This is a genomic window from Mesorhizobium sp. P3_A9, from assembly GCF_056402975.1.
This window is the reverse complement of the sequence record NZ_JBFUGJ010000047.1, coordinates 12,884-27,749: the sequence shown is the minus strand read 5'-3', so window position 1 is coordinate 27,749 and position 14,866 is coordinate 12,884. Positions and strand designations below refer to the sequence as shown.

The following is a 14,866-nucleotide window of genomic DNA, read 5'->3' as shown; positions in this document are numbered from 1 at the left end:
GTCCTTCTCGGTGCGAGGGCGCGCAGACTGTTCGGGGCTGAGGTCGAAAGGCTCCGATGCGAGCGACACGAGCGAGGCCGCCAGAAACGCCGAAATGCCGATGACGGCGGGGATCGCTTTGGTTCTCAAGAACATTGGATTTCCAATTTTTCGCGGTGTTGTCTGTGCACGTCGTGCGCACGCATGCATGACGGAAGAGGCGGACGCAGATGGCGTCCGCCTTCAACGCGTTTTGGCTCAGCTGTTGGGCTTCGGTAGGCCGGGCGGGTTGGTGCGCGACTGGTCGATGGCTTCGGCGGTGAGGCTCCACTTCTTCAGCACTTCGCCATATTTGCCACTGGYGATCAGCTCGTTGATGGCGAGCGTGATGGCATCGGCGAGACCGCTGCCCTTGCGCGTCGCCACCGCGATCTCGGCGGTCAGCGGCCAGCCGCCGCTGACGATGCCGACCAGCTTGGTCTTGCCGCCGACGGCGGCAGAGTAAGCAAGCGTGGCGTTCGGATTGAACTCGGCATCGGCGCGGCCCGACTGAATGGCGAGCTGGCTTGCCGCCGAATCGTCATAGTACTGGACCTCGACAGGCTTCAGCCCGGCCGCGACGTTCTCGCGGTCCCATTCCAGCAGCACCTTTTCCTGGTTGGTGCCGGCACCGGTGATCACCCTCAAACCAGCGACGTCTTTCGGTTCCTTGATGGAGGTGATCTTGCTGTCGGCCTTCACATAGAAGCCGAGCACGTCCTGCCGGTAGGTCGAGAAGTCGAATTTTTCCTTGCGCTCTTCCGTCACCGTCACATTGCTGATGACGGCATCATATTTCCCGGAGGCAAGGCCGAGCGGCCAGTCGGCCCAGGCGACCGCAACCAGGTCAAGCTTCAGCCCCAGCGTTTCGGCGATCAGCACCGTGATATCGGGATCGGTGCCGACCACGGTCTTGGCATCGGTCGCGTAGGTGCCGACCGGCGGATCCCAAGGGCTGGTGGCGACCGTGAGATAGCCTTCCTTGGCGAATTTGAAAGTCGGCGCGATTGCCGCGGCTGCCTTCTCGCTCTTTTCGGCGTGAATTCGGCCCGGCTGCTCGGGACTGAGATCGAATTCCGCCGCGGTGGCGACGGAGGCGAAGGATATGGCCGATAGGATCGCGCCGAAGGCGAGGGATAGCGGCTTTCGGTAGAGTGTCATGGGTCTCTCCTTGCATTGTGGACGTGCGGGGTTGAGCTCCCCGAACAGGGAGCCTGGAAGGCCGGCGGTTCGCACATGACGCCGGCGCGTTTTCCCTGAAATTCCGGTCGCTAGAGAACCTTGGCGAGGAACTCGCGCGTGCGTTGGTGGGCGGGCGTGGTGAAGACCCTGGACGGCGTCCCGACCTCGAGGATCTTGCCGCCGTCCATGAAGACGATGGTGTCGGCGACTTCGCGGGCGAAGCCGATCTCATGGGTGACGATCACCATGGTTGTGCCTGACGTCGCCAGTTCCTTGATGACGTCGAGCACCTCGCCGACGAGCTCGGGATCGAGCGCCGAGGTCGGCTCGTCGAAGAGCAGCACCTTTGGCTTCAGCGCCAACGCCCTGGCGATGGCAACGCGCTGCTGCTGGCCGCCGGAGAGGTGGCGCGGATAGGCGTCGGCCTTCTCCGGCAGACCGATGCGAGCGAGCAGATCCCTTGCCAGTTCAATCGCCTCGTCGCGCGCAACGCCCTGCACCGAGACAGGCGCCTCGATGATGTTTTCCAGCACCGTCAGATGCGGGAAGAGGTTGAAGTTCTGGAACACCATGCCGATCGCGGCGCGCCGCCGCCGGATCGCCGCTTCCTTGAGTTCGTAGAGCGTCTGCCCGTCGCGGTGGTAGCCGACCAGCTCGTCGTCGATGGTCATGAACCCGGTGTCGGTCCGCTCGAGATGGTTGATGGTGCGCAGAAGCGTCGACTTGCCGGCGCCGGACGGACCGATGATCGCCGTCACCGAGCCAGGCGCCAGATCGAGATCGACGCCGTCGAGCACGGTCAGCGTGCCGAACCGCTTGGAGACGCCGCGGATCTCGATGCGCCCGACTCCGCGCCGCGCCAGTTTCTCGCCAGCGGTGACCAGTGGCTTGCGAACCGTGGTCGCTGGTGCCGGGACGAGGGGTGCGGGTTTGGCAGCCGGTGCGGCGCCGCGGCCGGACAGGAAGGCAAGCAGATTGGGTAGGAGTGGGCCGGACGGGGTGCGCACGGCGCCGCGCGAAAAGCGCCGCTCGATGCCGAGCTGGATGATCGACAGCACGCTCATGATGATGAGGTACCAGATGGTCGCAACCATCAGGAGCGGGATCACTTCCAGATTGCGCTTGTAGATGACCTGGACGGTGTAGAAGAGCTCGGGCAGGGCCAGCACGTAGACCATCGAGGTCGATTTGGCCAAGCCGATGATCTCGTTGAAGCCACTGGGCAGGATGGCGCGCATGGCTTGYGGCAGCACGATGCCCAGTGCCTGCCGGCGCCGCGAAAGACCAAGCGCGGCGGCGGCCTCTTGCTGGCCCTGGTCGACGGAAAGAATGCCGCCGCGGATGATCTCGGCCGAGAAGGCGGCCTGGTTGAGGCTCAACCCGACCACCGCGACCCAGAACGGACTGAACACTTCGACGGTGTTGAACTGCGCGAACAGCAGGCTGGTGAAAGGCACGCCGACATCGATGGTCGGATAGAGGTAGCCGAGATTGTTGAGGACGAGCAGCAGCACGATCAGCGGGATGGAGCGCAGCAGCCAGATATAGGCCCACGACACGCCCGACAGCAGGGGCGAGGCAGAAACGCGCGCGAAAGCGAGCAGCGTCCCGAGAAAAAAGCCGAGCGCTGAGGCGAGCACGGTCAGAAGCAGCGTGCGGCCAAGGCCGACCAGCACCGGCTCGGAGAAGAAGAAGCGGGCAAAGACGTCCCAGCCCCACCTCGGATTGGTCAGGATCGACTGCAGCGTGAAGAAGATGACCAAGACGGCGACGACGGTGCCGACCGCGCGCCAGGGGTGCTTCGCCGGCACCACCCTGTACCCCTGACGGTCGGAGGTGAATGGCACATTTCTGGGGGAGGCTACCTCGCCTATGTCGGCCGTCACTGTCATGGATCGCCGTTGCTCCAATGGAGTAATGTTGCGGGAGTACTATATATTTATCAAGTAAACCTACGTTACACTAGCGAATGCCAAAGCTGCATCACGGCATCTGTTTTTATATTTTTAGTGATCCGGAGTTAATTCGTCTATATTAGTCTATATTTGTGGGCGAGTTGCTGTGGGCTGCGCGCCCGATCAGCTTGCCTTGCGTTCGAGCGCGTTCGGTCCGAATTCCTGCGCCAGGGCGCTGATGTCCTTTTCGAAGGGCAGCGTGCCGTGGATTTGCGGATCGACGCTGGCGTCGAACAGGGCGGTGTAGCCGTCGCTGAGATAGAGACCCGCAGCCTCGGGCTGGCGGAAGCCCGTGGTCAGATAGAGCCTCGTATAGCCCTGGCGCGCCGCCTGCAGCTCGAGTTCAGCGAGCACCTTGCGCGCAAGGCCCTGGCGGCGAAGGTCGATATGCGTCCAGACGCGCTTGAGTTCGGCGGTGCGTTCGTCATAGCGCTTGAAGGCGCCGCCGGCGATCGCCGCGCCGTCGCGCAGCAACAGCAGAAAATTTCCATTGGGGGGTGCGAACAGCTCGGCGGGGTAGCGGCGCATCTCTTCGCCCGGTTCGCCGAAATGGTCGCCGTAGCGGGTCGTGTATTCCCAGGTCAGCGCTTCGATGAGGGGGGCTGCGCGCGGATCGAGCGGTGTCGTGTAGAGAAAGCTGTCTGTCATGGCGTGGATCCTGTGGCCGGCTCGCTTGTCCGCGGAGCCTCGTTCGCGGCGAGATAGTCCTGGACCAGCGCCACCCAGTAGCGTGCGGCGTCAGGCAGGATGTCGTCGTTGAAGTCGTAGTTGGGGCTGTGCAGGTCGGCGCTGTCGCCATTGCCGATGAAGAGATAGCTGCCAGGTCGCGCCTCGAGCATGAAGGCGAAATCCTCGCTGGCGGTGATCAACGGGAAATTGGTCTCGATCCGTTCGCCGCCGAAATGCCGGAGCGCCACCTGGCGGGCGAACTCGGTCTCTTCCAGGTGGTTGACGAGCGTCGGATAGCCGCGCGGATAGGTGACCTCGGCTGTCGCGCCGTAGCTCTGCGCCTGGGCTTCGGCGAGCGCGATGATGCGCGTCCGGATTTGGTCCCGCACCGTCTCGCTGAAGGTCCTGATAGTGACTTTCAGCTCGACGCTGTCGGGGATGACATTGGCCGCGATGCCGCCATGGATCGTGCCGACGGTGACCACCGCCGTCTCCAGCGGGTCGACATTGCGCGACACGATCGTCTGCAGGGCCATCACCAGCGAGGCAGCGGCGACTATCGGATCGACGGCATGGCTGGGCCGCGCACCATGGCCGCCCTTGCCGACGATGCGGATGATGGCGAGATCGACGGAAGCCATGGCAGGACCGCTGAGGAAGGCGAACTGTCCGGCAGGCACACCCGGCCAATTGTGCAGGCCGAACACGGCGTCGACCGGGAAGCGTTCGAACAGCCCGTCTGCAATCATCGCCCTGGCGCCGGCGCCGCCTTCCTCGGCGGGCTGGAAGATCAGGCGTAGCGTGCCCGAAAACTCCCGCGTCTCGGCAAGATGGCGCGCGGCTGCCAGCAGGATCGCGGTGTGGCCATCATGCCCGCAGGCATGCATCACTCCCGGCCTGGTGCTGGCATAGGGCAGGCCGGTCGCCTCGACGATCGGCAAGGCGTCCATGTCGGCGCGGATGCCGATGCTTTTCTCGCCGAGCCCGTTGCGCAGCGTGCCGACCACGCCGGTGCCGCCGATAGTCTCAGCGACCTCGTAGCCCCAGTGTCGCAAGCGCTCGGCGACCAGCGCGCTGGTCTTTTTCTCGTGATAGGCCAGCTCCGGTTGGCTATGCAGCTTGCGGCGCAGCGCGACGAATTCATCCGCGTGGTCGAGGATTGCCGCTTCGGTTGTGATCGACAGCAGAGGGGCCTGAAAGGTCATCAGGCGGCTTCCTCGGTGGCTGGCGCCGCGCGAGAGGCAGCCTGCGCATAACGGCTTTCCTTGAACGGCAGGCCGAGATGATCGCGCAGCGTCGTGCCGATCTGGCTGCGCGCATGGCGGCCGCGCTTTTCCAGAATGGGCAGCACATGCGCTTCGAAATCGTCGAGCCCGGATGGGATGACCTGGAAGCCGAGCACGAAGCCATCGGCGGCTCCACCATCCACCCAGCGGATCAGCTGGTCGGCGATCTTTTCGGGCGTACCGATGAATTCGTTGCGCGATGTGGCCGCATCCAGGGCGACTTCGCGCAGCGTGAGGTTTTTCTCCCTGGCGACACGCTTGATACGGTCGGTGGTGGAGCGGAAATTGTTCTTGCCGATGTCGCCGAGCTCCGGGAACGGATCGTCGACCGGGTAGGTAGTGAAATCGTGATGGTCGAAGAACCGGCCGAGATAGAGCAGCGCCTCGTGAACGCTGACGAGGTCGCGTATCTCGCGATATTTGCGCTCGGCTTCCTCTTCCGTTGAGCCGACGATCGGCGCGATACCGGGGAAGATTTTTATGTGGTCGGCCGAGCGGCCATGCGCGACCGCGCTGTCCTTGAGCCGGCGCGACAGCTCGCGGTTTTCCTCGAAAGCGGCGGCGTTGGCAAAGACGGCGTCGGCGTGCTGGCCGCCGAGTGAGATGCCGTCATCCGAGCCGCCGGCCTGGAAGAGGACCGGCTGTCCTTGCGGCGAGCGGCCAAGATTGAGCGGCCCTTCGGCAGAATGGAAGCGGCCCTTGAAGTTCAGCCGGTGCATCCTGGAAAAATCGGCGTAGCGGCCGGCCTGCCGGTCGCGCACGAAAGCGTCGTCGTCCCAGGAATCCCACAGGCCCTTGACGATCTCGATGTGCTCGGCCGCGATCTCGTAGCGCAGCGCGTGTTCGGGATGCTTGTCGCGGCCGTAATTTTTCGCCGAACCTTCGAGCGGCGAGGTCACGGCGTTCCAGCCGGCGCGGCCGCCGCTGACGGCGTCGATCGATCCGAACTGCCGCGCGACGGTGAACGGATCGCTGTAGGAGGTGGACAGCGTGCCGACGAGACCGATGCTCTTTGTCGCCACCGCCAGCGCCGACAAAAGCACGATCGGCTCGAAGCGGTTGAGGAAATGCGGGATGGATTGTTCGTTGATGTAGAGCCCGTCGGCGACGAAGGCGAAGGCGATGYCCGCAGCTTCCGCCTGCCGCGCGATGCGCACGTAGTAGTCGAAATTGGTGCTGGCATCGGTGGGTACGCTCGGGTGCTTCCAGGCATTCATGTGGCCGCCCGGGCCTTGCAGCATGATGCCGAAGGGAATTCGCTGATTGCTCATGACGGCAAAGCTCCTTGATCCGTTTGTTTCAGGCCGCGGCCGCCGGCCGCTCGCGCGCCAGCATCTCGGCGGTGGCAAGGCGCCACAGGCCGCCGACGGCCGGCTCGACGATGAATTCGCTGGTGCCGGAGCGTGCGTGCAGGCGGTCGAGCTCGGAGCGGACCTGGTCAGGTGTTCCCGCAATCACGCTCGGCTGCTTGGGCTCGATGCGGTATTCTTCCGAGCCAAGCTGGCGCGCATAGTCTTTTGCCTGTTCCTCGCTGCCGACGGTGACGCTCTGGGCGCCGGGGACATGCACCTTGAACAGCTTGATCTTGTCGGCCTGCGCCTCGGCCTCGCCGGCATATTCGGAGACGATGACCGAGACAGCTACGATCGGCGCGCGCCCGGTTTGGGCCCGGTAGGCCGCGACCGTGTCGTCGAGCAGGGCATCGTCGCCATTGAGGTGACGGGCGAAGACGAACTCCCATTGATGCACTGCTGCGAGCAGCGCGCTTTCGACGCTGGCGCCGAGCAGGAAGCGCTGCGGCGCGACCGGCGGACGCGGCGTGGCGCTCAGCCCCTCGACCAGGCCGGCGCCGTCGAGATAGGCGCTAAGCTCGGCGATCTGCTCGCCGAAATCCCGGCTGTGCGACGGGTCACTTTTGCCTTGCAGGGCGCGTGTCGACAATGGCAGGCCACCGGGCGCCTTGCCGATGCCGAGATCGACCCGCCCGGGCGCCAGCGCCCCCAGCAGATGAAAGTTCTCGGCGACCTTGTAGGGGCTGTAGTGCTGGAGCATGACACCGCCGGAACCGATACGGATCCGGCTGGTGTGGGCGAGCAGGTAGGCGATCAGCACCTCCGGCGAGGAACTCGCGAGCTCAGGCACATTGTGGTGCTCGGCCACCCAGAACCTGCGGTAGCCGAGCCGTTCGGCAAGCTGTGCCAGCGCCACGGTTCGTTTCAGCGCATCCGTCGCGCTTTCTCCATGGGCGAGCGGGCTCTTGTCGAGGAGGCTGAGCGCATAGGCCATGGGATCTCATCTCCACCTTCGGCCGCGTGGCGACCACGTCTTCACATGGAGAGATTGTAGTACATATAGTCTATAGAATTTATATACTATATGCCGAGTTTCGGCCCTTGAGGAAAAAACCCTTTCTCATCGGGCACCGGCTTTGGAATGTCCGGCCTGTGAGCGGGTTTCGCATCGACACTCGAACTTTCACGGATGCGGCGGCGGGATCAGCCCATGCCCGACCAGCGCATCGATGATCCGCTCGGCGCCGGAAACGAACTGGCGGCCATTGGCTTCGCCGGATGCGTGAGGGGAGGTCTCGCCCGACGGCAGCACGAGTACGGGGAGCCCCTGATTGGCTTCGCCGACGAGCTCCACCACGTCGGCGCGCGGCCGAGGGAACGCGATCCGTCGGATGTCGATTGCATCGACAAGCCTGGGAAACGAGGCCAACACGCCTTCCACCAGGGCGGAGTGGCGACAGAAGAATCGCTGCTCCGGGAACTTGGCGTCTTCGAAATCAGGGGAGAGCAGGAAAAGGACGGGCTTGTTGGGATCGGTAGAGGTCAACGGCATTTCCACTTCGGACACCATAGTCAGATGACCGGTAACCTACTGCGATAGGTGAGGATTGCCGAAGGCCAGGATTTCAAATGGCGCACCTTGCGAAGCAACAATTGTCTCTTAAACGGCTTCCGCTCCGAATGCAGTTGCTGTCGGAATTGATGCAGTCGACGTGGCTTGGGAGGCAAATGTAGCCATCGTGCGGCCGCGTCGTCCTCAGCACCACGAACTGCAGGCTTGATGCGGGCAGCAACGATGATCCATCAATGCCTGGCATCAAACACTTGGGATCTTCGATTCATCGGTCATTATGCTGAAGCCTCAGCCCGGTCCTAGTGGACAACCTCCTGAACCACCTAGATCACCGTCTCTCCTCCATCGATAACCAGAATCTGGCCCGTCATATAAGAGGACCGGTCGGACACCAGAAACAGCACTGCCTCCGCGATTTCCTCGACGCTTGCCCAACGGCCAAGCGGCACTTTTTCGCGGATGTAAGCTTCGATGGCTTCCCGGCCTCCCATCTGGGCGATGAAAGGGCCATTGAAGGGCGTGTCGACCCAACCGGGGCAAAGCGCGTTGACGCGAATGCCGAAGCGGCCATAGTCGCCCGCCATCTGCCTGGTCATCGCGATCACCGCGTGCTTGGTCGTCGTATAGGCGATCATCTCGCGGTCGTAGAGCACGCCGGAACTCGACGACGTGTTGAGGATGACCCCGCGACCCACCTTTTTCATGAACGGCAAGACGATGCGGGCACCGAGGAAGTGAGCCCGCACATTGAGCGTCCAGGACGTGTCGAAGCCTTTGATGCTCACACCGAGCACGTCACCCTCGACCTGCACGCCGGCATGATTGTGCAGGATGTCGATCCTGCCTTGTGTGTCGATGAAATCGCGGAAAGCGGCTTCAAGCGCCTGATCGTCAGTCAGGTCGAACACAAGCGCTTTCGCCCGGCCACCGGCAGCAACAATCTGGTCGACGGTCGCGTTGGCGCCGTCGGCGCTGCGGTCCGCCACACCGACCACCGCACCCTCGCGCGCGATGATCAGCGCTGCCGCCCTGCCGATGCCCGATCCCGCCCCGGTGACGATCGCGGCCCTGTCCTTCAGGATCATCTCTCTCCACCCTTTCTTACCGCCTCGTAATCCTGCATCATCCGGCGGACGAGCCTCGCCAGCCTTGTTGCGCACCGATCAACCTCTGGGGAAAAGACAGGCATGTACGAGTTCGGCCCCTTCGAATTCGAGTCGAAGCAGGATTTTTTCGACAAGGCAATCCGTTTCTGGAATCCCGACAAGACCAGGTTCTGGCAGAAAGCCGGCATCGATCTGGTGATCGGCAGGCGGGAAGGTTACTTCCTCTACGACGTGTCGGGACGCCGCCTGATCGACCTCCACCTCAATGGCGGCACCTACAATCTCGGCCACCGCAATCCGGAACTGGTCGAGACGCTGAAGAGCGCGCTCGATTATTTCGATATCGGCAACCACTGGTTTCCCTCCGTGGCGCGGACGGCGCTGGCCGAATCCCTCGTCAATGTCTCACCGGGAATGAAATATGCGATCTTCGCGCCGGGCGGCGCCGAGGCGGTGGACATCGCCATCAAGAGCGCTCGCTATGCCACCAAGCGGCGCAAGATCGTGTCGATCATCAAGGGTTATCACGGGCATTCGGGGCTCGCTGTGGCGACCGGCGACGATCGCTTCACCAAGATCTTTCTTTCCGACCAGCCGGAAACGTTCATCCAGGTGCCCTTCAACGATATCGACGCCATGGAGCAGGCGCTCAAGGGCGAAGACGTCGCGGCGTTGATCATGGAGACGATCCCCGCCACCTACGGCTTCCCGATGCCGAAGGACGGCTATCTCAGCGCCTGCAAGGCACTGTGCGAAAAGCATGGCGCGATGTACATCGCCGACGAGGTCCAGACCGGCCTGATGCGGACCGGCAGCATGTGGGGCTGGCAGGCCTATGGGATCCAGCCGGACATCATGGTGACCGCAAAGGGACTGTCCGGCGGTCTTTATCCGATCAGCGCGACGCTGGTGAATGACAAGGCCGGTGGCTGGCTCCACGAGGATGGGGCGGCCCACATCTCGACCACCGGCGGGGCCGAGCTCGGCTGTGTCGTTGCCCACAAGGTCATCGAGATGCTGCAGCGGCCTGAACTGGTGGCCAATGTCGGCACGGTGACCGAGTTCATGGCGCAGGCCATGCGCGAGATGCTGGTTCGCCACGGCGACATCTTCACCGGGGTGCGCCAGAAAGGCGTGATCCTCGGCCTGGAATTCAGCAATCACCCGGAAGGTGCCGTCTTCGTGTCGCGCGCACTCTACGAGCACGGCGTCTGGGCGATCTTCTCGTCGCTCGACAAGCGGGTGTTGCAGTGGAAGCCAGGCGTGCTTCTGGATCGTGAAACCTGCCAGGACATCATGGATCGTTTCGACGCGGCAATGCCGCGCGCCCGCGAACTGCTGCATCAGGCGGGCAAGGCGAGTTGACATGGCTCAAAGCTGGTTGAAACTGCCGGGCGTCCMGCTCGAGCTGGCGGCTGGACTTGCCGGAATCGGGCGGGTTCGGGCAGGGGACATGGGCACAATGATCGGGCAGGACGGACAGTGACGGATTTCGATGCGCTCACCCATGACCAGCAACTCGGCATCCTGCAGGAGACGGCGGAGGCAGCCACCGCCCGTTACGATCTGCCGGCGGACGTTTCCGTCGCGATGATCAACCTGTCGGAGAACGCGACCTACAAGGTTGCGGCTCCCGACGGCCGGCGCTGGGCGCTGCGCATCCATCGCGACGGCTACCATTCGAGGACCGCCATCCAGTCCGAACTGGCCTGGCTTACCGATCTGCGCCAAACCGGGATCGTCCCCACACCCGTGCCGGTGGCGGGCAAGGACGGYGAGCAGATCCAGCGTGTCGGCCATGCCAGGCTGGCGCAGCCCCGCAATGTGGTGTTGTCGCAATGGGAGACCGGTGCGGAGCCGGGCATAGGCGAGGCGCTTGGCGAGCCTTTCGAGGTGCTGGGCGAGGTGACGGCCCGCATGCACCTCCATACCCGGCAGTGGCGGCGCCCTTCCTGGTTCAGCCRACCGGTGTGGGATTTCGAGACAAGCCTCGGTGAGGAGAGCCCGCACTGGGGACGCTGGCGTGACGGCATGGGCGTCGACGCCGCGAAAGCCAGGCTCTTTGGCCACACCGCGGAGCTGATCGGCCGCAGGCTCGCCGCCTTCGGCAAGGGCCATGACCGCTTCGGCCTTATTCATTGCGACCTGCGGCTTGCCAACCTCTTGATCGACGGCAAGACGGTGAAGGTTATCGACTTCGACGATTGCGGCTTCGGCTGGTATATGTACGACGCCGCGACGCCGATCTCGTTTTACGAGCACGAGCCGCAGGCAGCCGATCTTATCCGCTCATGGACGACCGGCTATCGCCGCGTGCTTGACCTGCCCAAGGCGGACGAGGACGAGATCCCGACCTTCGTGATGCTGCGCCGCCTGCTCCTGGTTGCGTGGATCGGCTCCCATGCGGAGACGGACCTCGCCAGGTCGATGGGCCTGCCCTACACAGAGGGAACGGTCGGGCTGTGCGAGGCCTATCTGAACAAGTTTTCCTAGGCGGGCGCCATCATCAGGCCAGCGCCTCGAGGCTCTCCGGCAGGATCTGGCCGCCGTCGACGATGATCGTCTGTCCGGTCACGTAAGCTGCTTCCTTCGACGCAAAGTAGAGCGCGGCGTAGCCGATGTCCTCCACGGTTCCGAGCCGCTTGAGCGGGATCGAGGCGGCCATGGTCTTCTGGTAGTCCTCGCCCAGGCCGGCAAGCCCCTCGGTGACGATGTTGCCCGGCATGACGGCGTTGACGGTGATGCCGTATTTCGCCAGCTCGATGCAGGCCGTGCGCATGAAGCCGAGCTGCCCCGCCTTGGTGGCGCCGTAGTGCGACCAGCCGGGAAAACCGGTGACCGGGCCGGTGATCGACGAGGTCAGCACGATGCGGCCCTGGTCGGATTTCTTGAGATAGGCAACCGCCGCCTTGACCGCGTGGAAGGTGCCCTTGAGGTTGGTGTCGACAACCTCGTCCCATTGTTCCGAGCTCATGTCTTCGAGCCGCGCCTGCGGAAAAATTCCGGCATTGGCGCACAACACGTCGATGCTGCCGTTTCTTGCGGCCACTGTCGCAAAGGCGCTCTCGATGCTGGCGAGCGACGTGACGTCGCCAACCACGCCGAAGGCGCCGTGGCCGATCTCGGCGGCAGCGGCTTCGGCCTGGTCGAGATGGCGTGCGATGATGGCGACCTTGGCGCCCGATAGCGCGAACACCCGCGCTATGCCCTTGCCGATGCCTTTCGATCCGCCGGTAACGACAACGGACCGACCCTTCAAAGACTGGGTCATGATCTGAAGCTCCAAAATGAGACGGGGACAGAGTGATACCCCGTCCCCGTTGCCGAAAAGGATGCCAGGGCGATGTGCGCCCTAAAGCGCATCGCGTTTGGTTGGATTCATGCGATGCGCTTTAGGTCATTGTTCTTATGCATGTCGTTCCCCCCAAAACCGGGGGCCACTTTTGGGCGACATGCATTAGCCTTCGTTCACCATGTGACCGATGTTGTCGTATGCCTTGGGGTTGGCGGACTTCAGCACGAAGCCCCAGATCAGGCCGACGATCAGGATCGCAAGCCCGACATAGGGGATGCTCCTGGCGAAGCCATTGGTGCCGCCGAGCGTCGCGAGGTTGGCCACCAGCGTGTAGACGAGGACCAGCTGGACAACCAGCGAGATCAACGGCGCGATAACCGTCGTCAGCAGGCTGCCGCCGCCATTCTTCTTGAACCACATGTAGATCGCCAGCGAGACAACGGCCTGCAGCACCAGCAGCAGTCCGGTGCCAAGCACCGCAAACAGCGTATAGACGCCAAGCCAGGCCTGTCCCGACGGATCGTCGAAGCCGTAGGCCAGGCCGTAGAGCAGCACCCATATCGCCGCCAGCACCGACTGCAGCGCCGATGCCTTGTGTGGGCTCTTGTGGTGGTCATGCGTCTCGGCGATTGCCTGTGGCAGGACGCCTTCGCGCGCCAGCGAGTACAGATAGCGGGAAGCGGTGTTGTGGAAGGCCATGCCGCAGGCGAAGGAACTGGTCAGGATGAGCAGCGACATCAGCTGGTAGCCCCAGCCGCCGACAAAATTCTGAACCGGTGTCAGGAAGAAGTTCACCCCGTCCGAGAATGCCTTGGCCACCATGTCGGCCTCGGTGGGATAGGACGCCACCGCGCACCAGCTGACGAAGGTGTAGAACAAGCCCAGGCCAATCACCGAAATCAGCAGCGATTGCGGAATGATACGCTTCGGATCGCGGGATTCCTCGGCATAGTTCGGCGCCATTTCGAAGCCGACCCACGACCAGAACGCCATGAAGATGCCGACAGCCGCCTCGCCAGCGGGTATGGCCACATCGCCGACCTTCTGCTCGGTGACAGGCGTAAACACCTTGAACACGTTCAGCGAGTCACCGGAAAAATTCGTCCCGCCATGAGCGAAAAGCACGCCCAGCGAGAAGATCACCAGCATGATCACTTCAAGAATGAGGGCGATGCCGAGCAGCCGTGCGGACACTTTCACGTCGCGGTAGGCGAGTGCAGCGATGACCACGATCATGCCGAGCGCAAGGACGATCCACGGCACGTTGATGCCGAAATGCTGGGAAAGCCACAGATTGCCGAAAAATGCGAACAGCCCCGTCAGCGAAGCTTCGAACAGCGAGTAGCAGGCGAGCGAGCCAATGCCCGCCGACATGCCGACCTCACGGCCGAGCCCCTGGCTGATGAAGGCGTAGAAGCCGCCGACGGACGACACGCGCGATGCCATCGCCGCATAGCCGACCGAGAAGATGGTCAGCACGATCGTCGCCATCAGGAAGGCGGCCGGCGTGTATTTGCCGATGCCGTAGCCTGCCGCGAACGGGACATTGCCCAGCATCGCCGACATTGGCGCCGCGCCGGTGACGGCCAGAAAGAGCACTCCGGCGAGCCCCACGGCCTTTGAGTGCAAAAGATTGATGCTGTTACTCTTCGAGACGTCGATCGTCCCGCGTGCAGTTTCTATGGCCATGAAGCCCTCTCCATTCGTGACAGCTGTATTTGGTCCCCGCACGTGGCGGCCGATGTGTCCCGGCCTGCGAGTGCAGCCATGACACTACGGACGCTGCGTCACTTTGCCAAGGCCATGATTTTGCCAAGCTCGCCGCTCGACATCACGTGGCAGTAGATCATGTTGATGATTTCGAGCTCCTTGCGATGAAGCTCTTCGGTCGCCGCCGCGCAGCAATCCTCAAGTACAATGACCGCATAGCTCTCATCCGCCAGGCTGCGCACCGTCGAGGACACGCACTGGTCCGTGAAGATGCCGCAGCAGATGACATTCCTGATGCCGAGATTGTGAAGGATCAGGCGCAGATTTGTTCCCGTCAGCGCGGAATCGGTGGTCTTGGTCACCACGATTTCGTCGCCGGCCGGCTGAAGTTCGGCAACGAGCTGCGACGGCGCATCGTTCTTTGGCAGCAGCAGATTGTTCCAGCCCGGCATTTTCTGGGAGAGCGAGCGGTCGCGCCCGTCCCTGGTGTGGCAGGCGATGCGGGCAAAAAGGCATTCGATGCCATTTTGCCGTGCCAACTCCAGCAATCTTGCCGTGTTCGGTATGACCGTGCCGTGCATGCGCTCGTGGAACGGCGTCCACAGATCGTAGCGGTGCTGTTCCTGCGGCGAAAGCGACGCGCGATCCGGTCGTTCCAGGTAGGTGTTTTGAACGTCGATGACCAGGATGGCGGTTTGTGCCGGCACCAGCACCGGATCATCCGGCTCGGGTGCGCCGAGGTAGTAGAGCGAACGGAATCCGGTTTTCCAGCCCATGCGG

13 protein-coding genes are annotated in these 14,866 nt (G+C 63.2%); 2 read left to right on the top strand and 11 right to left on the bottom strand.

The window, feature by feature from the left end:
- Positions 1-237 precede the first annotated feature (237 nt).
- From AC1DX0_RS10280 to AC1DX0_RS10245, 8 genes are all read right to left on the bottom strand, one after another.
- Positions 238-1,179 carry an ABC transporter substrate-binding protein gene (locus AC1DX0_RS10280; RefSeq protein ID WP_477355229.1) on the bottom strand — a complete coding sequence of 314 codons (942 nt, stop codon included), beginning with the start codon at positions 1,177-1,179 and terminating at the stop codon, positions 238-240.
- A gap of 110 nt (positions 1,180-1,289) precedes the next feature.
- Positions 1,290-3,092, bottom strand: coding sequence for an amino acid ABC transporter permease/ATP-binding protein (locus tag AC1DX0_RS10275; RefSeq protein ID WP_477224184.1), 1,803 nt, complete (start codon positions 3,090-3,092; stop codon positions 1,290-1,292).
- Between the two features lie 186 nt (positions 3,093-3,278).
- Positions 3,279-3,803, bottom strand: coding sequence for a GNAT family N-acetyltransferase (locus tag AC1DX0_RS10270; RefSeq protein WP_477224183.1), 525 nt, complete (start codon positions 3,801-3,803; stop codon positions 3,279-3,281).
- On the bottom strand, positions 3,800-5,029 hold the full coding sequence (locus tag AC1DX0_RS10265) for a M20 aminoacylase family protein (protein WP_477224182.1): 1,230 nt from the start codon (positions 5,027-5,029) through the stop codon (positions 3,800-3,802). The genes AC1DX0_RS10270 and AC1DX0_RS10265 overlap by 4 nt, the downstream gene beginning before the upstream one ends.
- Positions 5,029-6,381: an LLM class flavin-dependent oxidoreductase gene (locus AC1DX0_RS10260; RefSeq protein ID WP_477355226.1), complete on the bottom strand. Its 1,353-nt coding sequence runs from the start codon at positions 6,379-6,381 to the stop codon at positions 5,029-5,031. The genes AC1DX0_RS10265 and AC1DX0_RS10260 overlap by 1 nt, the downstream gene beginning before the upstream one ends.
- Before the next feature lie 28 nt (positions 6,382-6,409).
- Complete coding sequence (locus AC1DX0_RS10255; RefSeq protein ID WP_477224180.1) at positions 6,410-7,396, bottom strand: MsnO8 family LLM class oxidoreductase; 987 nt, start codon at positions 7,394-7,396, stop codon at positions 6,410-6,412.
- Between the two features lie 189 nt (positions 7,397-7,585).
- Positions 7,586-7,948, bottom strand: a complete 363-nt coding sequence (locus tag AC1DX0_RS10250; RefSeq protein WP_477224179.1) for a DUF3088 domain-containing protein — start codon at positions 7,946-7,948, stop codon at positions 7,586-7,588.
- Between the two features lie 350 nt (positions 7,949-8,298).
- Positions 8,299-9,060 (bottom strand): SDR family NAD(P)-dependent oxidoreductase, encoded by a 762-nt coding sequence (locus AC1DX0_RS10245; RefSeq protein ID WP_477224178.1) that lies wholly within the window; start codon positions 9,058-9,060, stop codon positions 8,299-8,301.
- 102 nt (positions 9,061-9,162) lie between these two features.
- Between AC1DX0_RS10245 and AC1DX0_RS10240 the strand changes: the two genes are divergently transcribed.
- Complete coding sequence (locus AC1DX0_RS10240; protein WP_477224177.1) at positions 9,163-10,446, top strand: class-III pyridoxal-phosphate-dependent aminotransferase; 1,284 nt, start codon at positions 9,163-9,165, stop codon at positions 10,444-10,446.
- Positions 10,447-10,563: 117 nt separating this feature from the next.
- Positions 10,564-11,574 (top strand): phosphotransferase enzyme family protein, encoded by a 1,011-nt coding sequence (locus tag AC1DX0_RS10235; RefSeq protein WP_477355223.1) that lies wholly within the window; start codon positions 10,564-10,566, stop codon positions 11,572-11,574.
- A gap of 13 nt (positions 11,575-11,587) precedes the next feature.
- Here the strand turns inward: AC1DX0_RS10235 and fabG are convergent, their stop codons facing one another.
- The 3 genes from fabG to AC1DX0_RS10220 form a co-directional block, all read right to left on the bottom strand.
- Positions 11,588-12,352, bottom strand: a complete 765-nt coding sequence (gene fabG, locus AC1DX0_RS10230) for a 3-oxoacyl-ACP reductase FabG (RefSeq protein ID WP_477224175.1) — start codon at positions 12,350-12,352, stop codon at positions 11,588-11,590.
- Between the two features lie 186 nt (positions 12,353-12,538).
- Positions 12,539-14,065 (bottom strand): APC family permease, encoded by a 1,527-nt coding sequence (locus tag AC1DX0_RS10225; RefSeq protein WP_477224174.1) that lies wholly within the window; start codon positions 14,063-14,065, stop codon positions 12,539-12,541.
- 98 nt (positions 14,066-14,163) lie between these two features.
- Complete coding sequence (locus AC1DX0_RS10220) at positions 14,164-14,862, bottom strand: cysteine hydrolase family protein (RefSeq protein WP_477224173.1); 699 nt, start codon at positions 14,860-14,862, stop codon at positions 14,164-14,166.
- Between the last annotated feature and the right edge of the window lie 4 nt (positions 14,863-14,866).